This is a genomic window from Actinokineospora enzanensis DSM 44649, from assembly GCF_000374445.1.
Classification (GTDB): Bacteria; Actinomycetota; Actinomycetes; order Mycobacteriales; family Pseudonocardiaceae; genus Actinokineospora; species Actinokineospora enzanensis.
Window position 1 is genome coordinate 114,833 of record NZ_KB894409.1, and the last position, 23,996, is coordinate 138,828.

21 protein-coding genes and 1 riboswitch are annotated in these 23,996 nt (G+C 71.5%); of the genes, 7 read left to right on the plus strand and 14 right to left on the minus strand.

All coding sequences use genetic code 11. From position 1 onward, the window contains the following. Positions 1 to 29 precede the first annotated feature (29 nt). Both C503_RS0111465 and C503_RS0111470 read right to left on the minus strand, forming a co-directional pair. The gene (locus C503_RS0111465; protein ID WP_018682347.1) at positions 30 to 1,415 is read right to left on the minus strand and encodes a phosphomannomutase/phosphoglucomutase; all 1,386 of its coding nucleotides are present in this window, start codon (positions 1,413 to 1,415) and stop codon (positions 30 to 32) included. 138 nt (positions 1,416 to 1,553) lie between these two features. Next, positions 1,554 to 1,913, minus strand: coding sequence for a DUF3499 domain-containing protein (locus C503_RS0111470; protein ID WP_211222380.1), 360 nt, complete (start codon positions 1,911 to 1,913; stop codon positions 1,554 to 1,556). A gap of 107 nt (positions 1,914 to 2,020) precedes the next feature. Here C503_RS0111470 and C503_RS0111475 point away from each other — a divergent pair, with 107 nt between their 5' ends. After that, positions 2,021 to 2,479, plus strand: a complete 459-nt coding sequence (locus tag C503_RS0111475) for a metallopeptidase family protein (RefSeq protein WP_026316180.1) — start codon at positions 2,021 to 2,023, stop codon at positions 2,477 to 2,479. A gap of 3 nt (positions 2,480 to 2,482) precedes the next feature. Here C503_RS0111475 and C503_RS0111480 read toward each other — a convergent pair whose 3' ends face one another. The 6 genes from C503_RS0111480 to C503_RS0111505 all read right to left on the minus strand — a co-directional run bounded on the left by C503_RS0111480 (position 2,483) and on the right by C503_RS0111505 (position 7,493). After that, on the minus strand, positions 2,483 to 2,941 hold the full coding sequence (locus C503_RS0111480; protein ID WP_018682350.1) for a tetratricopeptide repeat protein: 459 nt from the start codon (positions 2,939 to 2,941) through the stop codon (positions 2,483 to 2,485). A 34-nt stretch (positions 2,942 to 2,975) separates the two neighbouring features. Further along, the gene (locus C503_RS0111485; RefSeq protein WP_018682351.1) at positions 2,976 to 3,332 is read right to left on the minus strand and encodes a GntR family transcriptional regulator; all 357 of its coding nucleotides are present in this window, start codon (positions 3,330 to 3,332) and stop codon (positions 2,976 to 2,978) included. Further along, on the minus strand, positions 3,329 to 3,835 hold the full coding sequence (locus C503_RS0111490) for an NUDIX hydrolase (protein ID WP_018682352.1): 507 nt from the start codon (positions 3,833 to 3,835) through the stop codon (positions 3,329 to 3,331). Before C503_RS0111490 ends, C503_RS0111485 begins: the two co-directional genes overlap by 4 nt. 489 nt (positions 3,836 to 4,324) lie before the next feature. Next, positions 4,325 to 5,656 (minus strand): coenzyme F420-0:L-glutamate ligase, encoded by a 1,332-nt coding sequence (locus C503_RS0111495; protein WP_026316182.1) that lies wholly within the window; start codon positions 5,654 to 5,656, stop codon positions 4,325 to 4,327. Continuing rightward, positions 5,649 to 6,647, minus strand: a complete 999-nt coding sequence (cofD, locus tag C503_RS0111500) for a 2-phospho-L-lactate transferase (RefSeq protein WP_018682354.1) — start codon at positions 6,645 to 6,647, stop codon at positions 5,649 to 5,651. The genes C503_RS0111495 and cofD overlap by 8 nt, the downstream gene beginning before the upstream one ends. A gap of 66 nt (positions 6,648 to 6,713) precedes the next feature. After that, on the minus strand, positions 6,714 to 7,493 hold the full coding sequence (locus C503_RS0111505) for a site-2 protease family protein (protein WP_018682355.1): 780 nt from the start codon (positions 7,491 to 7,493) through the stop codon (positions 6,714 to 6,716). A 239-nt stretch (positions 7,494 to 7,732) separates the two neighbouring features. On the opposite strand from C503_RS0111505, the gene C503_RS0111510 reads away from it, so the two are divergent. Together C503_RS0111510 and C503_RS0111515 are read left to right on the plus strand one after the other, a co-directional pair. Continuing rightward, the gene (locus C503_RS0111510; protein WP_018682356.1) at positions 7,733 to 8,047 is read left to right on the plus strand and encodes a WhiB family transcriptional regulator; all 315 of its coding nucleotides are present in this window, start codon (positions 7,733 to 7,735) and stop codon (positions 8,045 to 8,047) included. Between the two features lie 190 nt (positions 8,048 to 8,237). Further along, the gene (locus C503_RS0111515; RefSeq protein ID WP_245572454.1) at positions 8,238 to 11,630 is read left to right on the plus strand and encodes a glycosyltransferase family 2 protein; all 3,393 of its coding nucleotides are present in this window, start codon (positions 8,238 to 8,240) and stop codon (positions 11,628 to 11,630) included. Between the two features lie 7 nt (positions 11,631 to 11,637). On the opposite strand, the gene C503_RS0111520 is transcribed toward C503_RS0111515, so the two are convergent. The 3 genes from C503_RS0111520 to C503_RS0111530 form a co-directional block, all read right to left on the minus strand. Further along, a complete protein-coding gene (locus tag C503_RS0111520) occupies positions 11,638 to 12,639 on the minus strand; it encodes a ribonucleotide-diphosphate reductase subunit beta (protein WP_018682358.1) in 1,002 nt (333 codons plus the stop codon). Continuing rightward, the gene (locus C503_RS0111525) at positions 12,636 to 14,912 is read right to left on the minus strand and encodes a ribonucleoside-diphosphate reductase subunit alpha (protein ID WP_018682359.1); all 2,277 of its coding nucleotides are present in this window, start codon (positions 14,910 to 14,912) and stop codon (positions 12,636 to 12,638) included. The genes C503_RS0111520 and C503_RS0111525 overlap by 4 nt, the downstream gene beginning before the upstream one ends. Positions 14,913 to 15,027: 115 nt before the next feature. Beyond that, positions 15,028 to 15,234, minus strand: a riboswitch (cobalamin riboswitch). Positions 15,235 to 15,280: 46 nt separating this feature from the next. Next, positions 15,281 to 16,204 carry a DNA-3-methyladenine glycosylase family protein gene (locus C503_RS0111530; RefSeq protein WP_018682360.1) on the minus strand — a complete coding sequence of 308 codons (924 nt, stop codon included), beginning with the start codon at positions 16,202 to 16,204 and terminating at the stop codon, positions 15,281 to 15,283. Between the two features lie 75 nt (positions 16,205 to 16,279). Here C503_RS0111530 and C503_RS0111535 point away from each other — a divergent pair, with 75 nt between their 5' ends. Continuing rightward, positions 16,280 to 17,389 carry a mannose-1-phosphate guanylyltransferase gene (locus C503_RS0111535; RefSeq protein WP_018682361.1) on the plus strand — a complete coding sequence of 370 codons (1,110 nt, stop codon included), beginning with the start codon at positions 16,280 to 16,282 and terminating at the stop codon, positions 17,387 to 17,389. A 101-nt stretch (positions 17,390 to 17,490) separates the two neighbouring features. Beyond that, a complete protein-coding gene (locus C503_RS0111540; protein ID WP_018682362.1) occupies positions 17,491 to 17,892 on the plus strand; it encodes a hypothetical protein in 402 nt (133 codons plus the stop codon). Positions 17,893 to 17,994: 102 nt separating this feature from the next. Here the strand turns inward: C503_RS0111540 and C503_RS0111545 are convergent, their stop codons facing one another. Continuing rightward, positions 17,995 to 18,873, minus strand: a complete 879-nt coding sequence (locus tag C503_RS0111545; RefSeq protein ID WP_018682363.1) for a glycosyltransferase family 2 protein — start codon at positions 18,871 to 18,873, stop codon at positions 17,995 to 17,997. A 299-nt stretch (positions 18,874 to 19,172) separates the two neighbouring features. On the opposite strand from C503_RS0111545, the gene C503_RS0111550 reads away from it, so the two are divergent. Further along, a complete protein-coding gene (locus tag C503_RS0111550; RefSeq protein WP_018682364.1) occupies positions 19,173 to 20,255 on the plus strand; it encodes a glycosyltransferase family 4 protein in 1,083 nt (360 codons plus the stop codon). Here C503_RS0111550 and rfbD read toward each other — a convergent pair whose 3' ends face one another. Together rfbD and rfbB are read right to left on the minus strand one after the other, a co-directional pair. Then, positions 20,256 to 21,143 (minus strand): dTDP-4-dehydrorhamnose reductase, encoded by an 888-nt coding sequence (gene rfbD, locus C503_RS0111555; RefSeq protein WP_018682365.1) that lies wholly within the window; start codon positions 21,141 to 21,143, stop codon positions 20,256 to 20,258. It abuts the gene before it with no gap. A gap of 3 nt (positions 21,144 to 21,146) precedes the next feature. Further along, a complete protein-coding gene (gene rfbB, locus C503_RS0111560; RefSeq protein ID WP_018682366.1) occupies positions 21,147 to 22,139 on the minus strand; it encodes a dTDP-glucose 4,6-dehydratase in 993 nt (330 codons plus the stop codon). Between the two features lie 251 nt (positions 22,140 to 22,390). Between rfbB and C503_RS0111565 the strand changes: the two genes are divergently transcribed. After that, the gene (locus tag C503_RS0111565; RefSeq protein ID WP_018682367.1) at positions 22,391 to 23,962 is read left to right on the plus strand and encodes an LCP family protein; all 1,572 of its coding nucleotides are present in this window, start codon (positions 22,391 to 22,393) and stop codon (positions 23,960 to 23,962) included. Positions 23,963 to 23,996 lie beyond the last annotated feature (34 nt).

Consider the following 23,996-nt stretch of genomic DNA (forward strand, 5'->3'; position numbering starts at 1 on the left):
TGTCCCAGGATTGGGTGGGTAATCGCAGTTCAGGCGCGCACGATCGCCAGCACTCGGTCGCGGATCGCGGCCACGGCGGCGTCGTCGGCCGCCTCCACGTTGAGCCGCAGCAGCGGCTCGGTGTTGGAGGCGCGCAGGTTGAACCAGCCGCCGTCGGGCAGCTGCACGGTCAGCCCGTCCAGCTCGTCCAGGGTCACCCCGGGCTGCGCGCTGAACTCGGCCTTGATCGCGGCCAGCCGCCCGGCCTGGTCGGCCACCGTGGAGTTGATCTCCCCGGAGGCGGCGTAGCGGTTGTACTCGCGGGTCAGCTCGGACAGCGGCCCGGCCTGTCCGCCCAGCGCGGCCAGCACGTGCAGGGCGGCGAGCATGCCGGTGTCGGCCCGCCAGAAGTCGCGGAAGTAGTAGTGCGCGGAGTGCTCGCCGCCGAAGATCGCGCCGGTGCGGGCCATCTCCTGCTTGATGAACGAGTGCCCCACCCTGGTGCGCACCGGGTTGCCGCCGTGCTCGGCGACGATCTCCGGCACCGCGTGCGAGGTGATCAGGTTGTAGATGACGGTGGCGCCCGGCTCCTTGGCCAGCTCGCGCACCGCGACCAGGGCGGTGATCGCGCTCGGCGAGACCGGCTCGCCGCGCTCGTCCACCACGAAGCAGCGGTCCGCGTCGCCGTCGAAGGCCAGGCCCGCGTCCGCGCCGACCTCGCGCACCTTGGCCTGCAGGTCCACGATGTTCTTCGGGTCGAGCGGGTTGGCCTCGTGGTTGGGGAAGCTGCCGTCGAGCTCGAAGTACATCGGCACGACCTCGACCGGCAGGCCGTCGAACACGCTGGGCACGGTGTACCCGCCCATGCCGTTGCCCGCGTCCACCACGACCTTCAGCGGCCGGATGGCCGCCAGGTCGACCAGTTTGCGCAGATAGGCGGCGTAGTCGGCGAGCAGGTCGCGGGTCTGCACGGAGCCTGCCGCCGCAGGCCCACGGACCATGTCCCGGTTTTCCAGGCTCTCCAACGGCTGCGCGAGCTGGACCTCCACATCGCGCTGGATGTCGGTGAGGCCGGAGTCCTGGCCGATCGGCGCGGCCCCGGCGCGGCAGAGCTTGATCCCGTTGTACTTGGCCGGGTTGTGGCTCGCGGTGAACATCGCGCCAGGCAGGTCGAGGCTACCCGCCGCGTAGTAGAGCATGTCGGTGCTGGCCAGCCCGATGCTGACCACGTCGAGGCCCTGGCCGGTCACCCCTTCGGCGAAGGCGGCGGCCAGGCCGGGCGACGAGTCCCGCATGTCGTGCCCGACGACCACGGCGGTCCCGCCCACCAGCCGCGCGAACGCGGCGCCGATGGCGCGCACCAGGTCGTTGTCGATCTGTTCGCCCACCACGCCGCGGATGTCGTAGGCCTTGAAGACACCGGACAGGTCGCGCACGGGGTTCTCCCAGGGGTTCGGGCCGGCGGCCGGGACGAGCCGCCCGCGATTGCTTGGCTGGGAGCCTACCGGCGACGCGCGCGGACCGATGGACAGTCCGGGGTCAGGTCCGGGAGTCGCGGGATCCGGTCACCGGTTTCAGTCACTTATCGGGTCGGGCAACACCCGAAGGTGGCCCCGCCTGCCCGCGCTCGGGCCCGGCTCGGGCGCCTCGACCGGGCGGTCCACCCGGCCCGCCTCGCGCACCGCCTCGGCCAGCGCGGTCAGGTCGTCCACGGTCGGCTCCGGGAGGGCGAACTCGCCGTCGTGCCGGACGACCTCCCAGCCGCGCGGCACGGTCAGCCGCAGGGCGTGCTCCTCGCACAGGTCATAGCTGTGCGGTTCGGAGTAGGTGGCCAACGGGCCGACGACCGCCGTGGACTCGGCGTAGGCGTAAGTCAGCGTGGCGACGGCCGGGTTCAGACACCCGGTTCGCGAACACCGACGCACGCTCCGCACGATCGGTGACCATAGCGCCTTTCCGGCGCCATGCGCCCCAAGTGCCCCACGACACGCCCCCGACACGCCCATCCGGACCAGCGCGGCACCCGCGTACCCTGCTCAGGGTGGTGACGGCTCGCAGTTCCAGGCGACGCGGACGACGCAACCGCGACCGACACGGCCGCGGCCTGCGCGGCCCGCTCTACCCCTCGACCCTTCCGGCGGCCAGCACCAGGGCGGAGAAGTTCGACGCCCTGGTCCTCGACGCGCTGGAGCCGATCGAGGCACGCTGGCGCACCGAGCTGACGAAGCTGGACGTCGCGGTGGACGACGTGCCCGAGGTCACACCGGATACGCCGGAGGGCGTGCTGGCCGACAGCGGGGTGCCGCTGGCCCGGCTGGTGCGGGCGGGGGTCGACCGGCGCGGACAGCCGACGCGTGCGCGGATCGTGCTGTACCGGCGGCCGCTGGAGGCCCGCGCGAAGGACAGTGCGGACCTGGCGGACCTGGTGCATGACGTGCTGGTCGAGCAGGTGGCGAGCTACCTGGGCCTGGACCCGGGCGTCATCGACGGCGAGGGCTGAGCCTCAGGATCGCTCGATCGTCATGTTGTCCCAGTCGTCCGAGGGTCTGCCCATGGTTCTGCGCAGGGTCCGACGGTTGGTCATGAGGCTGTTGGCGTAGCAGTAGGGCGCGTTGAGGCCGTCCATCTCGACCAGCTCGTCGTCCGGCAGGCTCGCCACGGCCAGGTCGTACCAGTCCAGGGCCTCGGCGTGGTCGCCGCGTTCCTGGGCGAGTTCGGCGACCAGCTGACAGGGCGCCGACCAGCGGGGTTGCTCGGTGCGCAACAGCATGAGCTGTTCGCCCGCCTCCTGCTCGCGGCCGAGGGAGAACAACAGGTCGGCCATCGAGGTGCGGGCGTAGGCGCGCTCCTCGCCGCCGAGCGCGATGGCCCGCTCGATCAACGCGATGGCCTGCTCCGATCGTCCCGCCACGCGGTGGGCATGCGCGCGTTCGAGGAGGGAATCGAGCCCGTTGTCGGTCACGCGCTGCAAGTTAGCAAGTTCCGCTTGCACGCGCTCACCCGACGCGCAATGCCGCCCGCGCGATTTCCAGGGCGGCGTCGGCGTCGATTCCGAGCATCCGCGTCGTTTCCGCGAAACGCTCGGCGGCTTCCTTGGCACGTTGCAGGGTGCGGTCACCTGCCGCGCTGACAAAGGTGCCCGCCCGGCCCCGGGTTTCCACCAGACCGGCCTCTTCCAGCTCCCGGTACGCGCGGGCCACGGTGTTCGCGGCCAGCCCCAATTCGGCCGCCAATGCCCGCACGGTGGGGAGTTTGGTGCCGACGGCGAGCGTGCGGTCGTTGATCTGCTTGGCGAACCCGACCCGTACCTGCTCGAACGGCGGCACCGACGAATCCGGGTCGAGCGCGATCATCGCAACACCGCGAGCATGGCGTCGATCCCGGCGGTGCCGTCCGCGTCCTCGGGCAGCGCGTCGACCGGCCACCAGCGCAGATCGAGGGATTCGTTGCTGCGCACGGGAATGGCGCCATCCGGCGCCCGCACCGCGAACCGGACGTCGAAGTGCCGGGTGGGCAGGCCGAGCGAGCAGGTGATCGGGTGCACGTCGACGTGGACGGGCACCGGATCAATGCGCAGATTGGGAATGCCGGATTCCTCCCGGGCTTCCCGCAAAGCGGCACCGGCGAGCGTTTTGTCGTACGGCTCGCAGTGGCCGCCGAGCTGTAGCCACTTTCCGACGCGGGGGTGCAGGGTCAGCAGGATGTGTTCCCCGGCGGCGTCGAAGACGAGCGCGGAAGCGGTGATATGGCCTGCCTCGCAGGACCGTTCACAGGCGTCGGGGCGGGCGGCGAGAAAGCCCAGGTAAGCCTGGCGCAAGGACTCCTGTCCCCGGTCATCCGGCCGCCACGCCGCCATAGTCGCCACCGCGTCAGCATGCGGACCCACCGGCACTCCCTCGCCCTCGACACCTTTCGCGATCATTCTCGCCCACACCCCACCACCCCCGGAATTCACCCATCCCAGCGACCCCAACCCCGCAAGCGCGGGGAGGAACCGACGGATCGTCGATATGGGCGGGGAGGGCGAGGGATCAGCCCCACCTGCGCGGGGAAGGAGCTCAAGCCTGTCTACGCCGAGTTCACCGGCGCGGGAGCATCCCCGCGTGCGCGGGGAGGAGGACGGCGGCACCGTCCCTGCCACCAGCGTCAAGGGAGCATCCCCGCGTGTGCGGGGAGGAGTGCCAGATCCAGCGGACTTCCACTCCGCCGTCGGGAGCATCCCCGCGTGCGCGGGGAGGAGCGCAGCACCTGCGCGTACTGCTCCGGGGACGCGGGAGCATCCCCGCGTGCGCGGGGAGGAGGCTTCGTGACCTGGGGTGTTGGAAGCCGTAACGGTGTTTCTCGTTCACTTCTCCAGGAGTTCGTCCGCACGTGGATCGCGCGGGGTCAACTCTTCCAGGGGGTGGCCGATGGCGACAGCGCCAAGCGGCTCCCAGTCGGCGGGCAGGTCCAGCACCTCGCGCACCACATCCGCGCAGAAGATCGTCGAGGAAACCCAGCACGAGCCCAGCCGCTCCGCCGCCAAGGCCACCAACAAACCCTGCACAGCCGCCCCGCCCGCGACCGTGAACATCGTTCGCTCAGCCTCGGCCCGCCGCGCGTCCGGATAGTCGTGCGAACCCGTCCTGATCAGGAACGGAAGCACGATCTCCGGCGCCTCGTGCAACAGATCCCCGCGCGCGACCCGCCGCTGGATCCGATCCTCCGACCACCCGTCCCCGCGCAGGTCAGCCTCCCAGGCAGCCCGCATGGCCGCGAGGAGTTCCTTCCGTTTCGCCACAACCCGAACAAACCGCACCGGCCGCGTGTGATGCGGCGCCGGAGCCGTCAACGCCGCAGCCACCGCGCGCTGAATCGCTTCCGTGGACACCGGTTCGTCCGAGAAGCTCCGCAAAGACCGCCGCAGCAGCACGGCCTCGCGCCGCCCCCGCGTGATCGCCTCGGCCGTCCCCAACCGGAACAGGTCATCCTCGACCGGCCGCACCAGGTCCCGCGCCCGGGACGTCTCGTCGCCGATCTCCAGCCCCCGGACCACCGCCACCGGGATGCCGCCCAGCTTCCCCTTCACCAGGTCGGCCGCCGCCGCGATCTCGTCCGCGATCGCCACCGACGTGACCACCAGCTCGTTCCCGTGCGCGTCCACCGATCCCGCGTACGAGTGCAGTACCCGCAGCCCGGACGCCCCGATGGCCGCGTCGGTCTGGCCGATCCGCCAGGCCCGGCCCATGGTGTCGGTGATCACCACCGCCACCTCCACCCCGAGCCGTTCCCGGAGTCCGCGCCGCAGTGCCAGCGCCGAGCCGTCCGGGTCGGCGGGCAGCAGGGCGATCTCGTCGCCCGCCACGTTGGAGGCGTCCACCCCGGAGGCGGCCTGCACGATCCCGAGCAGCTTGTTGACCGTGATCAGCGTCGGCCCCTTGGCCGCCACGACCTGGTCGGCCTCGTTCAGCACCGCTTGCCGCCGGACCGCCTCCCGCACCGCCGGATCGGCGGGCACGCGCAGCAGTCGACCCTCTATTTTGGACACGACCTTGCTGGTGACCACCACCACGTCCCCGGACCGCAGCCAGGGCGCGGCCGTCGCGATGGCGCCGGTCAGGTCGTCGCCGGGGCGGAACTCCGGCAGCCCGCGGACCGGCACGATCTCCACCGTGCCGCGCGCGCCGTGCTCAGCCAAGGTCGACCCCGCCCAGCTCAAGCGCCGCGCGCACCATCGTGGCCGTGGCCTCCACATCGGACATCAGCAGCGGGACCGCGCGAACCGCCACGCCCGGCACGTCGGCGGTGTCGCCCGCGGCGACCAGCCAGCCGTCCAGTACGCCGTTGTCCGAACAGGCCCGCGAGCCGTAGTGCCTGCCCACGGCCTCGGCGGAGGTCTCCAGCCCGATCGCCGACAGGCAGGCGTCGGCCATTCCGCGCACCGGCTTGCCCCCGATGATCGGCGACACCCCGACCACCGGCGCCTCGGTCTTGCGCAGCGCGGTGCGCACCCCCGGCACGGCCAGCACGGTGCCCACGCTCACCACCGGATTGGACGGTGCGAGCAACACCACGTCCGCGTCCGCGATGGCCTCCACCACACCCGGCCCCGGCGTGGCCTCGTCGGCGCCCAGCGGCACGATCGAGTGCGCCTTGGGCGCGGCCCGGTGCCGGACCCACCACTCCTGGAAGTGCACGGCCTTGCGCTCGCCGCTGTCCGGCTCGTCGATCACCACGTGCGTCTCGACCCGGTCGTCGGTCATCGGCAGCAGCCGGACCCCGGGCTGCCAGCGCGCGCACAGCGCGGCGGTGATGTCGGACAGGTCGTAGCCCGCGCGCATCATCCGGGTGCGCACCAGGTGCGTGGCGATGTCCTTGTCACCAAGGCCGAACCAGTCCGGGTCGGCGCCGTAGGCGGCCAGTTCCTCCTTGACCACCCAGGTCTCGCCGGTGCGGCCCCAGCCGCGCTCCGAATCGATTCCCCCGCCGAGGGTGTACATGCAGGTGTCCAGGTCGGGGCAGACTCGGAGACCGTGCAACCAGATGTCGTCCCCCGTGTTCACCACCGCGGTCACCTCGTGCGGTGTACCGGCCGGGGCCGGGCCCACCGCGGGCAGGCCGAGGAACTTCTTCACACCCAGCAGGAATCGGGCTCCCCCGACCCCGCCGACGACTACCACGATCTTCACGACCGGCGATCCTCATCACGTTCGGGGCGGCCCGCACCGGGCCGCCGGGACACAGCGGCGGGCTGGTTACTTCCAGAACATGAACAGCACACGCCCCCACGCGGCGCCCCAGCTGTCGCCGCCGACCGCCTCGAACAGCGCGGTGATGGGCCGCCAGAACAGCTCGTTCACCCCGGGGACCGCGAACAGCAGCGCGAACAGGATGAGCGGTGCCCACATCCGCGCCTTGGCGCCGAACTCCTGCGCCTCGCGGGAGAGGTAGGGCTCGATCGCGCCCCACCCGTCCAGGCCGGGCACCGGCAGGATGTTGAGCACGAACGCGGCGAACTGCAGCATCGCCAGGAACGACAGCCCGCACGCGACCGCCTGGCCGCTGGTCAGCGGACCGGCGTTGGACACCGGGGGCAGGAACGCGGTGACCGCGATGGTCAGCAGGATCCCAACGACCAGGTTGGCGAACGGTCCGGCCAGCGAAACCCGGCAGGTCACAGCACGCGAGCGCAGCGCGTACCGGTTGATCCACACCGCGCCGCCGGGCAGTGGGATGCCGCCGATGGCCAGGAAGACCAGCGGCAGCACCAGGCTGAGCACCGGGTCGGTGTAGCGGCGGATGTCGAGGTTCAGGTAGCCCTTGAAGTAGATCTCGCGGTCGCCGCCGCGGTAGGCGACGACGGCGTGCCCGAACTCGTGCAGGCACAGGGACACCGCCCAGCCGCCCGCCACCAGGATGAAAATCCCGGCGTGCCAAGCGGTCACGTCGTCGATCAGGGTGAGGCAGGCACCCCCGACGGTCACCGCGAGCAGGGCGAGGAAGATCGGGGACGGGCGGACCGCTGATCGCTGCACGCCACCAGTGTGGCAATGTTCGTCGGTTGCCCGCCGGCCGGTATGGGAAAACCGGATGCCCGGTGGCGTTTCGGCAGGTACACGATCGGGTACTGGCCGCACATATCCCATCACCCGCTCGGGGGCCGAGCTTGACCCGCCGCGGCGACACGGGTGTAATCACATCGATGTCATTCGCCACGGGGATGGCCCATGGCATCCGCCAGCCGGGGAGTGCGGAAGGCGAGGAGGCGGGCGATATGCAGGGATTGGGTGACGGGGGCCGCGTCGTGGAGTGGGGCGACCGGTCGACCGACGAACTCGGTGTGCTGGCCGGGTTCTTCGACGAGACCGAGGAGCAGGAGTGGCAGGAGCGCGCGTTGTGCGCGCAGACGGATCCGGAGGCGTTCTTCCCGGAGAAGGGCGGGTCCACCCGAGAGGCGAAGCGCATCTGCCTCGGGTGTGAGGTCCGCTCCGAGTGCCTGGAGTACGCGCTCGCGCACGACGAGCGCTTCGGCATCTGGGGCGGTCTGTCCGAACGCGAGCGGCGGAAGCTGAAGAAACGCGCGGTGTGAGCCGGGCGGCGACCCGACTGGGGAGTCCGGGTCGGTGCCGGTGGATGGCTCGTCGGTAACGGTGGCGAGTCGGTCCGCGCGGGTCCGTACACGGTGCGCGGCTTTCCGTCGTACGGTGGGTGGCCAGTGGCGTCGTGGGTGGTAGCGCGGCGGCCCAGGGTCGAGCCGCGAAGGGGAGGTGGGCTGGTCCGTGCCGCCCCGGTCGCGCCAGGTGCTCGCGCGTGGTGCGCCGGTGTTGCGCACCGCCCCCGTGTTGGCGGTCGTGGTCTGCCACGACGGCGCCGAGTGGGTGCGGACAGCGCTCTCCGCGCTGCGCCGGTCCACCCCGCGGCCCCGGCACGTGCTGGCGGTCGACACCGGTTCGATCGACGAGACACCCGCGATCCTGGCGGACGCGGCCGAGGGCTCGGACCGGGTGCTCGACGGGGTGCTCACGCTGGACCGGGACACCGGTTTCACCGCGGCCGTGCATGCCGCGATCGACCAGGCCATGCTGCGCTGGGGTGACCCGGGCGCCTGGATCTGGCTGCTGCACGACGATTCCGCGCCCGATCCGGACTGTCTGTCCACGTTGCTGCTGGCCGCCGAGGTCTCCCCCGCCGCGGGTGTGCTGGGTCCGCTCGCGGTCGACTGGCACGACCCACGCCTGGTGGTCGCGGCCGGACTGTCCACGGACGCCTCCGGGCACCGGCAGACCGGGATCGGTCCGTCCGAACTGGATTGGTCCCGGCTGGGGCGGGACCGCGGCAACGACGGGGATGACCGGCGGTTCGAGCAGAGCACCGAGGTGTTGGCGGTGGCCTCGGCCGGGATGCTGGTGCGGCGGGCGCTGTGGGAGCGGCTGGGCGGGTTCGACCGCGCGGTGGGGCTGCTCGGCGAGGACGTCGACTTCGGCTGGCGGGCGAACCGGGCCGGGCAGGTCGTACTGTGCGTGCCGTCCGCGCGGATCCGGCACGCGCGCGCGATGACCACGGGGCAGCGTCGGGTCGATGTCGACGGCGCGCGGCTGTCGACGCCGCGGGCGTTGGAGCGCGGCCACGGACTCCGCACGTTTCTGGTGAATTGCTCGGCGGTGTCGTTCTTATGGGGAATTCCCAGACTTACCGTGCTGTGCCTGCTACGCGCGCTCGGGTTCGCCGCGCTGCGCAGGCTCCCGGAGGCGAACGCGGAGTTATCCGCCCTCGGTTATGTGCTTGGCGGCGGTGCTGGCCTGTGGGCCGCTCGGGCAGCGCGTGCGGGCAATCGGGGCAATTCGAGCGTGCGAGGATTGTTCACGAGTCGGCTGACACGGCTGCGGAACGCGACCCGGGGTGCGGTGTCGGCGATGGTCCGCAGGCGGGTGGAGGCGGATGCCGCGCTCGGGCGGTTGCCCAGCGGCTACGACCCGTCGGCGGTCTGGCTGGCGCCTGCCGAACCGGCGCGGCCGTCGATGAACCCGAATGTACTTCCGGCAGGCGCGGACGGACGTCCTCGTCGGGCGGGTCTGCGCAGGCCGGAGCGGGCGATCGCGGTCGCCTTGCCCGATGGGGTGCCGGTCCGGTCTGCGGGGTCGCAGCCGAGTCCGGCGCCACGGCCGTCGCCGGTGCGGCGGGACGGGAGCACGGCGCCGGAGCCCGATCTGGTGCTGGTGCGGGTGGACCGGTCGCGGGTGCTGCGGCAGATCGCGATGTCGCCGCCGTTGTTGCTGATCCTGGGGTTGGCCGCGTTCGCCCTGGCACTCAACGTGGGCCGGTTGGGGCTGCACCTCGCGGGCGGTCGGTTGCTGCCGATCGGTGATCTCGGACAGGTCTGGTCGGAGTACGTCGACACCTGGCACGGGGTGGCCGGTGGGACGGCCGCGCCAGCGCCCGCGGCGTTGGCCGTGCTCGGGGTGTTGGGTGCGGTGTTCGCGCCCTTCGGCGGACCGCGGGCCGGGTTGGCGTTGCTGTTGTTGGCGGATCTGCCGTTGGCCGGGTTGAGCGCGTACCTGGCGACCCGGCGCGCGCCGGTTCGGCGGTGGGTACGAGCACTGCTCGCGCTCGGTTACGCGCTCCTGCCCCCGGGCACGGCGGCGGTCGCGCAAGGCAGGATCGATGTCGTCGTCGTGCACATCCTGTTGCCCTTGGTGGCGGCGGGCATCGCGGCTTTGTTGGTGCGCGGCACGGGCAATAGAGCCTGGCTGTGCACGACCGCGGGCACAGCCCTGGGTATGGCGGTAATCGGCGCGTTCTCGCCGTTGACGCACCTGGCGTTGGTGGTGGTCGCGTTGACCGGTTTCATCCTGGTGCCGGGCGGCGGGAAACGGCGTGGGGCGGCGCTGTTCCTGCTGGTCCTGATGCCGTTGGCGCTGTTGCTGCCGTGGCCCGCGGTGGTGATCCAGCATCCCGATGTCGTGCTGCGCGGAATCGGTACACCCCTGGACGACCGGCCCGCGTCGCTGGCGGAACTGCTCGGCCTGCACGCGGGCGGACCGGGTGCGTGGCCGGTGCTCGGCGTCGTCGTGCTGTTGGCGACGATCATCGGTGTGCTGGCCAGACCGCACCGGGGTGTGCTGCCGGGGCTCGGGATGGCGCTGTTGGGCGTGGTCGCGGTCGTGCTGGTCGGCTCGGTGCCTGCGCCCGGGTTGTCCGGCGGTCCCGCCGGGCACGGGTGGGCCGGGGCGCCGTTGTTGCTGGTGGGCTGGGGTCTGTTGTGGACACTGACGGCCGTGCTGCGGACCGGTTCGGCAGGCGTGCGGCTGCGGCTGCCGGTGCCCGCGGTCGCCTCGGCAGGCGTACTCGCGCTGGGCGCGTTGGCCGTGGGAGTGCTGGTTCCCGGCAGAACCGGACCGTTGACCGACGCGGGCGGGTTGACGTTCGCGTCCACGATGTCCGCCGAGCTGGCCGACACGCACCGCGCGGTGTTGATCCTCACGCCCGGTCAGCCGCCACGCCAGATCGTCGGCCGCGCGCCGCGCTTCGGTGACGACGATCTCCCACCGACCCCGTCGGCCATCCCCCGGCTCGCGGCGCTGGAACGTGATCTGCGGTCGAACGACGTCAACCGCGTGCACACCGCGATCGGGCGGGCGGCCGCGACCGGTGTGCTCTACCTGGTCTGGCCGAACGACCCCTCGGCGGACGTCTTCCGCGACCGCGCCGGTCCACTGGTGACCGTCGGGCCGCGCACGTCCGACGACCGGCCGGTGTTCCGCCTGGAGGTGCCGTCCGGTTCGGCCTACCTGCTCTCGCCCGACCTGGCCCGGCAGGCGCTGACCGGCACCACCCCGCCGGTCGCGGCCTCGGCGACCGGCGTGGTCGGCGTGGACGCGGCCGCGCCGCTGGTCGCTGCCCGGGTCTCGGACGGGCCGGACGGGCGGCTGCTGGTGGTCGCGGCCGAGGAGGAGCCGGGCTGGGAGGCCACTGTGGACGGTCGGCCCGCGCCCATCGTGCGGGCCTGGGGCGCGGCCGTGGCGGTCGGCGTGCCGACCAGGACGGCGCAGGTGCGGATCGAGCAGCCGTCCGGGCTGCGTGCCGGGCTGCTGCTGATCCAGGCGGCGGTGGTGCTGTTCACCGTGCTCACCTGCGTCCCCGGCAGGCGGCGGGCCGACCGGGGACGCCGGTGAGCGGCCGTCAGAAGTCCTCGTCGAGCGCGACCGAGCCCTGGACCGCGACCTGGTAGGCGGAGACGCGGCGCTCGAAGAAGTTCGTCAGCTCCTGGACGTCCTGCAGCTCCATGAAACCGAACGGGTTCTCGTCACCGAACTCGCGCGGGAAACCCAGCCGCACCAACCGCTGGTCGGCGACATAGCGCAGGTAGTGCTCCATCTCCCGCACGTTCATCCCGGACAGCCCGTCGCCGCAGACATCCCGGGCGAACTCCAGCTCGCACGCCACCGCCTCGGTCATCATCCGCACGACCTCGCCGTGCAGGTCGTCGTCGAACAGCTCCGGCTCCTCGGCGCGCACGGTGTCCACGACGCTGAACGCGAACTCCATGTGCATGGACTCGTCCCGGAACACCCAGTTCGTCCCGGTCGCCAGGCCGTGCAGCAGACCGCGCGACCGCAGCCAGTACACGTAGGCGAAGGCGCCGTAGAAGAACAGGCCCTCGATGCAGGCGGCGAAGCAGATCAGGTTGAGCAGGAACTGGCGCCGCTGCTCCCGAGTCTCCAGCCGGTCCAGCCGGTCGATGGAATCGATCCAGCGAAAGCAGAACTCGCCCTTCTGCCGAATCGACGGGATGTGCTCGATGGCCGCGAACGCCTGCACGCGCTCGTCCGGATCGGGCAGGTAGGTGTCGAGCAACGTCAGGTAGAACTGGACGTGCACGGCCTCCTCGAACAGCTGCCGCGACAGGTAGAGGCGCGCCTCCGGGGCGTTGACGTGCTTGTACAGGTTGAGCACGAGGTTGTTGGCCACGATGGAGTCGCCGGTGGCGAAGAACGCGACCAGGCGCTTCACCAGGTGGTGCTCGTCGGCGGTGAGCTTGGCCAGGTCGGTGACGTCCGAGGCGAGGTCGACCTCCTCTACCGTCCACGTGTTGCGGATCGCCGCGCGGTAGCGCTCGTAGAAGTCGGGGTAGCGCATGGGCCGCAGGGTCAGGTCCATACCGGGGTCGAGCAGGGTGGTCACTGGCAGGCCTCGCAGGTCTCGGGGTTTTCCAGGGAGCAGGCGACCGCTTCAGTGGACCGCTCGGTCACCGCGACGGTCGTCTGCTGGATGCGCGTCGCCGGGCGGGAACGCAGGTAGTAGGTGGTCTTGAGGCCCGCGCGCCAGGCGTAGGCGTACATCGAGGACAGCTTGCCGATGGTCGGGCTGGCCTGGAACAGGTTCAGCGACTGGCTCTGGTCCACGAACGGCGTGCGCGCGGCGGCCAGGTCGATCAGCGCCTTCTGCGGCAGCTCCCACGCGGTCCGGTAGAGCACGCGCAGTTCCTCGGGCAGGTCCAGGCCTTGGACCGAGCCGTCCGCGGCCTTGATCGCGTCGCGGGTGCGCCGGTCCCAGCGGCCCAGCCGCTTGAGGTCGGCCACCAGGTGCGGGTTGATCTGCAGGAACTCGCCGGAGAGGGTCTCCCGCTTGAAGACCGTGGACACGATCGGCTCGACGCACTCGGCGCAGCCCGCGATCGCGGCGATGGTCGCGGTCGGCGCGATTGCCACGGTCAGCGAGTTGCGCAGGCCCGTTACCGCGACCCGCTCGCGCAGCGCGGCCCAGCGCGCGGGCTGGGTGATCGCGGCGTCTGGGAAGTGGTCGGGGTGCAGGACACCGCGCGCGGCCCTGGTCCGGCCGTAGGCGGGGTGTGGGCCGAGGTCGGCGGCGAGCGCGGCGGAGGTCTCGTAGGCGGCGAGGGCGATGTGCTCGGCGATCCGGGTCGACAACGCGAGCGCCTCGGGCGAGTCGAAGGGCAGGCGCAGCGCGAAGAACACGTCGGCCAGGCCCATCACACCCAGGCCGATGGGCCGCCAGCGGCGGTTGCTGCCGGAGGCAGGCTGGGTGGGGTAGAACGACAGGTCGATGGTCCGGTCCAGGAACTTCACCGCCGTGCGCACGCTGCGGTCGAGCCGGTCCCAGTCCAGACCGCTATCGTCCACATGGGACGCGAGGTTTACCGAGCCGAGGTTGCAGACGGCGGTGGTCTCGTCGTCGGTGACCTCGATGATCTCGGTGCACAGGTTGGACAGGTGCACCACATTGCCCGGTTCGGCGGTCTGGTTGCACGCGCGGTTGGCCGCGTCCTTGAACGTCATCCAGCCGTTGCCGGTCTGCGCGAGCGTGCGCATCATGCGGCCGTAGAGGGTGCGCGCCGGGATCGTGCGCTCGGCCAGCCCGGCTTCCTCGGCGGCCCGGTAGGCGGCGTCGAACTCCGCGCCCCACAGGTCCGGCAGGGTCGGGACGGCCTTGGGGTCGAACAGGGACCAGTCGGCATCGGCCTCGACGCGGCGCATGAACTCGTCCGGCACCCACATGGCCAGGTTGAGGTTGTGCGTGCGGCGGGCCTCGTCGCCGGTGCTGTCGCGCAGCTCCAGGAACTCCTCGATGTCCGCGTGCCACGGCTCCAGGTAGACGCAGGCCGCGCCCTTGCGCCTGCCGCCCTGGTTGACCGCCGCGACCGAGGAGTCCAGCGTGCGCAGCCAGGGCACGATGCCGTTGGACCGGCCGTTCGTACCGCGGATCAGCGAGCCGCGGGAGCGGACCCGGGACCAGGAGATGCCGATGCCGCCCGCGTACTTGGACAGCCGGGCCACCTCGCCGTACCGGTGGTAGATCGACTCCAGCTCGTCGCGCGGGGAGTCGAGCAGGAAGCACGAGGACAGCTGCGGGTGCGCGGTGCCGGAGTTGAACAGCGTGGGAGAGCTGGGCAGATAGGACAACGAGCTGGTCAGCGCGTACAGCTCGGCGGCCTCGCCGACCGATTCGGCCAGCCCGCAGGCGACGCGCAGCAGGAAGTACTGCGGGGTCTCGACGACCTGGCGGGTCTCCGGGTGGCGCAACAGGTAACGGTCGTAGACGGTCCGCAGTCCGAAGTAGCCGAACCGGTCGTCGGCGGCCGGGTCGACCAGCGCGGACAGCGCCTCGGCGTGCGCGGCGACGAAATCGGCCGTGCGCGCGGACAGCAATCCGACCTGTCTGCCCAGGGCAATGGCGGAGGCGAAGTCGGTGATCCCGGCGTCCGCGACCTCCTCGTGGATGTGCGCGGTGAGCAACCGCGCCGCCAACGTCGAGTACTGCGGTTCCTCGGCCACCAACCCGGCCGCGGTGCGCATGGCCAGCTCGCGCAGCTCCCGCTCGGGTGCACCGGGCCGGGCGCCCGCGGTCACCGTCGCCGACACCCGTTCTATGTCCACATCGGACAGACCAGCCGCCGCGGCCGCCCACCGCCCCACCGGGGCGTCGATCACCGTCACTTGTTCTCCCTCGCCGCAGGTAGCGGACGCGAGAGTGCGCGCGGGCAGGCGGCAGCACGCCACCCGACCGTCACGTCGACCCACCCTCGGAGCCCGCGGACCGCGCGCGTCGGGCTCGACGCGCGCACCGGTGGCAGGTCTTCGGACTCGCGGGCGCATTGCTCTGACCTACTGGCCGTCGCTTCCCAGGCTCGCGCCCAGTGCTTCGTTGACGGCGGTCGTTCCCGCTCACCGCTGCGGGGCAGTCCCGGAATCGCACCGGGTTCCCTCTTGCCTCACCCGGCACAGTCGCACCGGGTGAACCACCAGCGCCGCGAAGACTACATGTTGGGGTGTCAGCCGCAAATCACCCCCACATAATGGGCGTGTCACAGGGAACGGTAGTCCTTGACGCTCATCCGCGGCCCGAACCGGGGCTTGGCGAACCCGCTGGCCTCGATGTAGCGGACCACTCGCTGCCGGTGCGGGGCATACGGGGCGAGCAGGTCGAGCATGCCGTGGTCGTCGGTCTTGTGCCCGGCGAGCGCGTACCCGACCAGCGCCGGAATGTGGTAGTCGCCGACGCTGACCGCGTCCGGGTCGCCCCAGGCCCGCTGCGCCACCTCGGCCGCGGTCCAGACGCCGATCCCGGGCACCTTGCGCAGCAACAACCGGCCTTCCACACCGCGCAGTTCCGCGGCCCGCTCCAACCGCCCGGCCACCTGCGCGGCAGCGATGAGCGTGCGTCGCCGCGTGCGGTCGACACCTGCCGTGTGCCACTCCCAGTCCGGGATCCCCAGCACCGCCGTCGGAGTCGGCGGTACGCGGGTGCCCGCAGGCGCGGGCCCGGGAGCGGCCGTGCCGAATCGACGGGCCAGTTCCCGCCACGATTGGCGGGCCTCCACGCCGGTCACCTTCTGCTCAAGCACGGCGGCCAACAACACGTCCCACACTCGCCCGGTGGCCCCCAGCCGCAGCCCCGGCTTGGCCCGCCGCGTCTCGGCGATCAACGGGTGGAGGCACTCGAAGCCGGAGTCGTCGTCTTCGGCGCCGAGCAGCGCGGGCACACCGTCCACCAGCACGTCCGCGCCCGACCCCCAGGCATCGGCACACACCTCGCCCGCGTGGACGCGCAGCAGCAGCGTGCCCGGCCCGTCCGGGGTGTTGGCCGCCAGCCAGATCCCCCGCTCGTCCTGCCGGAACGCCGGGTCCCCGGTACCGCGCCGCAGCGGCCGCAGCACCGCGGCCAGGTCCAACGGGTACCCGGGCACCCAGGTCCGGGACCGCTGCGCCAGCGGGAGCGACGACGACATCAGCAGGACCGTACCCGCCGGTTCGTTACAGTTGGCGGACCCAGTACCCCGACCGGTCGAGGACACGAGGCTTCAGTGACGTCGTCAGAACTGCACGTAGTCGTCCCCGCGGGGGGCAGCGGGACCCGTCTGTGGCCGCTGTCCCGGGCCGGGAACCCCAAGTTCCTGCACGCGCTCACCGGCACCGACCGGTCGCTGCTGCAGGCCACCTTCGACCGGCTCACCCCGCTGGCCCCGGCGACGAACCTGCTGGTGGTCACCGGCACCGCGCACGCGGCCGGGGTCGCCAGGCAGCTGCCCGACCTGCCCGACCGCAACATCCTGGTCGAGCCGTTCGCCCGCGACTCGTGCGCGGCGATCGCGCTGGCCGCGGCGGTCATCGAGCGGCGCAACCCGGGCGGGGTCATGGCCTCCTTCGCCGCCGACCACCTGATCACCGACACCGCCGAGTTCGCGCACACGGTCGCCAAGGCCGTCGAGGGCGCCCGCGACGGCTACCTGATGACCATCGGCATCACCCCCACCCGCCCCGAGACCGGCTACGGCTACCTGCGCTGCAGCGAGATCGCCCGGCGCTCGGTGATCCAGCGGGTGCTGGAGTTCAAGGAGAAGCCGTCGCTGGAGGTGGCGACCCGCTACATCGAGTCCGGCAACTACCTGTGGAACGCCAGCATGTTCGTCTGGCGCACGGATGTGTTCCTCGCCGAGCTGGCGGCCCGCCGCCCCGACGTAGCCGACCCGATCAGCCGCATCGCCGACGCCTGGGGCACCGACCACCAGGAGGACGTGCTGGCCGAGCTGTGGCCGACGGTCCCGAAGGTCGCGGTCGAGTACGCGGTCATGGAACCGGCCGCCGAGGAGGGCAAGGTCGCCACCGTGCCGGGCGACTTCGGCTGGAGCGACATCGGCGACTTCGAGACCGTGGTCCGTCTCCTCGGCACCGACATCGGCGAGGGCGGCCGCTCGTTCACCAGCGGCCCCGCCGACGCCCGCGCCGTCGTGGTGGACGGCTCGGACGTGATCGTCGTCCCGGCGGGCGGACGGCTCGTGGCGACCCTGGGCGTACGCGACCTGATCGTGGTCGACACCGCCGACGCGGTCCTGGTCTGCGACCGCGACCGCGCCCAGGACATCAAGCGCCTCACCGAGATCCTGCGCGACCGCGGCGACGCCGAATACCTGTGACGGATTTGCGAATGATCGACCGGGGCCGCTGACGCGGCGTGCCGACCGGGATACTCTGGTCGGGAACGGTTGCCGCACGAGATCGACGAGAGGCCGCCACCATGGACCCCCGTGACCGGGCCGACGCCATCCTGGCGCGCGCCCGCGCGCGCGGCGCCTACGTCGTCACCCCGGAGAGCGCCATCTCTCCCATGGACGCCGCCGCTACGCTGCAGATCCCCCGCGCCGTCGTCTCCGCCCTCGACTCGGACGATCCGGAGATGACGATCGTGTTCCCGGTGCAGGCGGAGGCGTTCCGGGCCGAGGACGAACTGCCCGCGATCGCCCAGGAGGCCGCGACGCAGTCGGTGGCCTCGCCTGGGCGGCCCGCGGCGGTGAGACCCACGGAGAGGTTGCCCCGGCAGCAGCCGGTGGCCGAGCCCGGGTTGGTGCCCACGGTCACGCAGCCGGGACATCGGCCTTCGCTGGCCCAGCGGTTGGATGGGGATCCGCGTCAGCGGTAACCCTTTTGGGCCCACGGTTTTCCGGTTCTTTCCCTGCTTCGAGGGCGCGCTGGTTCTTCAGCGGTTCGCGAGCCCTCGAAGCAACAGAAATCCCTCGGACAGTCAGCGGTTCTCCAGCCGCAACCGAACAGCCAGCCCCGCCCGGACCAACCCCCGCAACGGCGCCCAAACAGCCCCCGGATGCCGATCAGCGATAAACCGATAAGCACTGTCATGGTGCGCCACCAGCATCTTCGACGAGACCTTCGCCGTGGACACCCCCTGGATATGCATCACCCGCGCCGAAGGCACATAGACATTCTGCCACCCGGCATCCCCCAGCCGCTCCCCCAGATCCACATCCTCGAAGTACATGAAATACCGGGAGTCAAACCCGTCCACCGAGTCGAACGCGGCCCGCCGCAACAACAGACACGACCCCGACAGCCACCCGGCAGCACGCTCCCGGATATCCGCGGCCGACTGCTTGTACGCCCGAGTCCACGGATTCGAAGGCCACACCTTCCCCAGCACCCCGTGCCCGATCCCCTTCCCAAGGGAAGGCACCTCCCGAGCAGACGGATAAACCGTCCCATCCCGCTCGGTGATCAACGGACCGAACGACCCCCCACGCGGCCACCGCTCGGCGGCGGCCAGCAGCTCGTCCAACGACCCGGCCCCCCACTCCAGATCGGGATTCGCCACCACCACCCACCCGAACTCGGGCCCGAGCCCGGCCACCCCCCGGTTCGCCCCGGCCCCGTAGCCCAGGTTCCCCCCGGTCCGCACCAGCTCGACGTGCTCGTGCGCGGCCGCGGCGGCCTCCGGAGCCCCGTCCACGGACCCGTTGTCGGCCAGGATGACCCGGACGTCCCGGGTGGTGGCCTCGGCAAGGGTCTCGATGAAGCGCTCCAGGGTCTCCCCCGGCGAGTAGGTCACGGTCACGACGGCGAGCCGATCGCCGTATTCGGTCGGGTGCTCGGTCGTCGCGTGCTCGGTCACGGTGCGACATTGTGCCGGGCCGATCGACGGCGGCCCGCCCCGGGCGGGCGGCGGCCGCGGCCAATCCGCAACATCGGCTGGTCCACATCGGACCTGGTCAGCCCGGATTGGTATGGACCGGCGGGGGTCGGCTGCCGGGTTTTCCTGCGGTTGAGCACCCATCACGGGCTGCGATGAGGCACGCTATGCCCAGGCACCGCACGCGGAGGAGGCTGGGTTGGTCGAGCGCGCCGGGTGGTCGGTGCGGGGCGGTTCGGGGGAGCGCCCGCGATGGTCTACGCGTGGAGGGGGTGGCCGGGATGCCTAAGCCGATCCGGGTGCTGATCGACGGTACGCCGCTGCTGGGCAACCGGACCGGGATCGGGCGCTACACCGCGGCGCTGGCCGAGGAGCTGGCCTCGTCGTCCCATGTGGACATGCGGGCGGTCGCGTTCACGCTGCGTGGCTGGCGGGCGTTGCGGCGGGTGCTGCCGCACGGGGTGCGGGCGCGCGGCATTCCGTCACCGGCGCGGCTGTTGCGGCAGGCGTGGCTGCGGGCGCCGTTCCCGCCGGTCGAGCTGTTCGCGGGGCTCACCGACGTGGTGCACGGCACGAACTTCGTACTGCCCGCGGCCCGCCGCGCCGCCGGTGTGCTGACCGTGCATGACCTGGACTTCCTCGACTACCCGGAGGAACTGTCCCGCTTCGACACCCGGCTGCCCGAGCTGGTCACCGTGTCCGCTCAGCGCGCGGGCATCGTCTGCACGCCCACCCGCGCGGTCGCCGACCGGGTCGTCGAGCGGCTCGGGGTATCCGACGACAAGGTCAGGGTGACCCCGCTGGGCGTCGACCCGGCGTGGTTCACCGCGCGGCCGCCGAACGAGGACACCGCCGCCCGCCTGCACCTGCCCGGCCAGTACATCCTGTTCGTCGGCGCCGCGGGCCCGCGCAAGGCCCTCGACTGGCTGCTCAAGGCCCACGCCGCCACCCCGTCGCTGCCCCCGCTGGTCCTCACCGGCCCGGGTCATGTCGCGGGCGGTGGCCGCGTCCGGGCGACCGGCTACCTCACCGAGGCCGACCTCCGCAGTGTCGTCGCCGGTGCGTCCGCGCTCGCGCTGCCGTCCCGGGACGAGGGCTTCGGCCTGCCCGTGCTGGAGGCGATGGCCTGCGACGTGCCGGTGGTCTGCACCGACGTCCCCGCGCTGCGCGAGGTGTCCGGCGGGCACGCCCACCTTGTCCCGTTCGGCGACACCGCGGCCCTGGCCGACGCGCTGGTCAAGGCCCTGGAGCACCCGCTTGAGCCCGCCACGAGCAGCGAGCGCCGGGCGCACGCCGCCACCCACACCTGGCGTCGCTGCGCCGAGCTGACGGTCTCCGCCTACCGCGCCGCTGCCGGGCGCTGATCAGGCGGGACGGAACTCGGTGGGGTGCGCCGCGAAAGCCGCGGCGAGGGCCTCCCGCCACGGCCGCAGCGGCGTCAAGCCCGCCGACCGCCAGGATTGATCCGAGAGCACCGAGTACGCGGGTCGGGCCGCCGGGGTCGGGTAGTCCGCGGTCGTGCAGGACGCGACCCGGGACGGGTCGGCGCCCAGCTCCTCGAAGATCGCCCGCGCGAACCCCGCCCAGGTCACCTCGCCCGCCCCGGTGCAGTGCAGCACCCTGGCCGCAGGCGGCGTGTCCCCGACGATCCGCCGCGCCAGCTCGACCAGGCCGGAGGCCAGCTCGAACGTCCACGTCGGACTCCCCAGTTGATCATCCACAACGGACAGCCCGGGGCGCTGCGACTCCAGCCGGGCGATCGTCTTGACGAAGTTCTTGCCGTAGGCGCCGTAGACCCAGGCCGTCCGGACGACCCACGCGTCCGCGCCGGAGCCGAGAACCGCGTCCTCACCCGCCAGCTTGGTCAGACCGTAGATCGAGCGCGGCCCGGGAGCGTCGTCGACCTCGTACGGCTTGTCCGCGTCCCCCGGGAACACATAGTCCGTCGAGACATGGATCAGCGGGACGCCCCGCGACGAGCAGGCCGCCGCCAGCACGCGCGGACCGTCGGCGTTGATGGCGAAGGCGCGGGACTGGTCGGTCTCGGCCTGGTCGACCGCCGTGTACGCGGCCGCGTTGATCACCACCGGGTTCGGCCGCTCGGCGATGGCGGCGACCGCCTCGATGACCGAGCCCGCGCTGGTCAGGTCGAGATCGGCGGAGGTGGGCGCGTGCACGTCCAGCCCCGGCAGCGCGGCCAGTTCGCGGCCGAGCTGGCCGCCGCCGCCGGGGACCAGGATCGCGAGGGTCATTTATCAGCTCCCGGGCAGAGTGGCGCGCTGCTTCAGCGGCTCCCACCAGGCCCGGTTCTCCCGATACCACCGCACGGTGCTCGCCAGACCGTCCTGGAAGGACACCTGGGGACGATAACCCAACTCGGCGGAGATCTTCGTGATGTCGACCGAGTACCGCCGGTCGTGCGCCTTGCGGTCGACCACCGGCTGCACGAACGACTCGTCGGTGCCGGTCGCGTCCAGCAGCAGGCTGGTCAGCTCGCGGTTGGTCAGCTCGGTGCCGCCGCCGATGTTGTAGATCTCACCCGGCCTGCCGCCGTCCGCGACCAGCTGGATGCCCCGGCAGTGGTCGTCCACGTGCAGCCAGTCGCGCACGTTGAGACCGTCGCCGTAGAGCGGGATCTTCTTGCCGTCGAGAAGGTTGGTGGTGAACAACGGGATGACCTTCTCCGGGAACTGGTACGGCCCGTAGTTGTTCGAGCACCGGGTGATGTTCACCGCCAGCCCGTGCGTGCGGTGGAACGAGCGCGCGAGCAGGTCGGAGGATGCCTTGGACGCCGAGTACGGCGAGTTCGGCTCCAGGATGTGCGTCTCCGCCCACGATCCCTCGTCGATCGAGCCGTACACCTCGTCGGTCGAGACGTGTACGAACCGGGACACCCCCGCGTCCACGGCGGCCTGGAGCAGCACCTGGGTGCCCAGCACGTTGGTCAGCACGAAGTCGGTGGACCCCAGGATCGACCGGTCCACGTGCGACTCTGCGGCGAAGTGCACCACCAGGTCGACCCCGGCCATGGTGCGCCCGACCAGCTCGACGTCGCAGATGTCACCCTCGACGAACCGCAGCCGCTCGCTGTCGGCGACCGGGTCCAGGTTGGCCCGGTTGCCCGCGTAGGTGAGCTTGTCCAGCACGACGACCTCGGCGTCGGCCAGCGAGGGGTAGGCGCCGGTGAGCGCCTGCCGCACGTAGTGCGACCCGATGAACCCGGCCCCGCCTGTCACCAGCACCCGCATGTGTTTCCCCATCCTTGGCTCGACTGTGCTCCGTGTCGCCTGTGAGACGCGGCCGCCCCAGTAAACGTCGACCCTCACCGATCCGTGTTACCAGTGACGACGCTGACAGCCAGACCACACCAACGTGGGTAACCTGGAAACCGTTCAGGTCGGACCGGGGAGGAGCGTGCGTGGACGAGCGTGCGCACGAGGGGGGCGGCGCGTCCGGAGAAGTAATACCGGACCGCCCTCAAGCCTCGCTATGGGTTCGGATGAGCCGCAATGTGGTGCGGACCATCGCGGTGCTGATGTCCGCGACGGTGGTGGCCACCACCGGCTACTTCTGGTGGACCGTCGTCGGCGACCTCGACGCGCACACGGTGACCACGGACGTCTTCGACGACCGCCCCGGCGACCAGGAGTCCGCCAACCGGGTGACGCTGGACAAGGCGCTCAACATCCTGCTGGTCGGCATGGACAGCCGCAAGGACTCGTTCGGCAACCCGCTGCCCAAGGAGGCCCTCGCCCTGCTCAACGGCGGCAAGGACGAGGGCGAGCGCAACACCGACACGATGATCCTGCTGCACATCCCGGCGGGCGGTAAGCGCGCGGTGGCCTTCTCCTTCCCGCGCGACTCGTACGTGGACATCGGCCCCGGCTTCGGCAAGCGCAAGCTCAACTCGGCGTTCATCAACGCCTACGTCGACGCCCGGCAGACCCTGGCCGACCAGGGCGTGACCGACCAGAAGGAGCTGGAGGACCGGGCCACGGTCGCGGGCCGCAAGAACCTCATCTCGGTGATCCAGCGGCTGACCGGCGGCTCGGTCGTCATCGACCGCTACGCCGAGGTCAACCTGGCCAGCTTCTACGAGGTCACCAAGGCCGTCGGCGGCGTGGACGTCTGCCTGAAGAACCCGGTCGACGACGTCAAGTCCGGCGCCCATTTCCCGGCGGGCAGGCAGACCATCTCCGGCGCGGCGGCCCTGTCGTTCGTCCGCCAGCGCTACGGCCTGCCCAACGGCGACCTCGACCGCATCGTCCGCCAGCAGGTCTTCCTCGGCGCACTGGCCAACAAGATCCTCTCGGCCGACATCCTCACCAGCCCGAGCCGGGCCCGCGACCTGGTCACCGCCGTGCAGAAGTCGGTCGTGCTCTCCTCGAACTGGAACCTGACCACGTTCGCCGCCCAGATGCAGAGCCTCAGCAGCGGCAACATCGAGTTCCACACCATCCCCACCCAGGGCCTGGCCAAGATCGGCGGCGCGGACGTCGTCAAGATCGACCCCGACCAGGTGGCCACCGAGATCAAGAACACCTTCGCCTCGGCCGACGGCGGCACCACGCCACCCCCCATGACCCGCCCCACCGACGCCGACCCCGACGCACTGGCCCCGCCCACCACCGGCAGCCCCGCGGGCAACACCGCCACGGGCGCGGGCATCACGGTCGACGTCCGCAACGGCACCACCACCCGGGGCCTGGCCACCACGGTCCTCGACCTCCTCGCGGGGCACGGCTTCACCCGAGGCCAAACCGGCGACGCCGCGGTCCAGCAGTCCTCGATCATCCGCTACCCGGCAGGCGAACTGGCCGAGGCGAAGTCAGTGGCCAACACGCTGTCCTCCGGCACGTTCTCCTTCGCCGAGGACCGAACCCTCACCAAGAGCCACATCCGCGTCGTCCTGGGCACGTCCTACCCCAAGTCGGACGGCCAACAGCTGACCGGCAGCCCGCTGATGAACCTGGCCCCGCCCCCCAGCACCTCCCAGACGACAACCACGTCGCCCGCCACCAACGCACCCCCCGCCACCATCGAAGCGGGCAAACTCAACTGCGTGAACTAGTGGTGCACTAGCCGCCGATTAGCAGGCAGCGCGG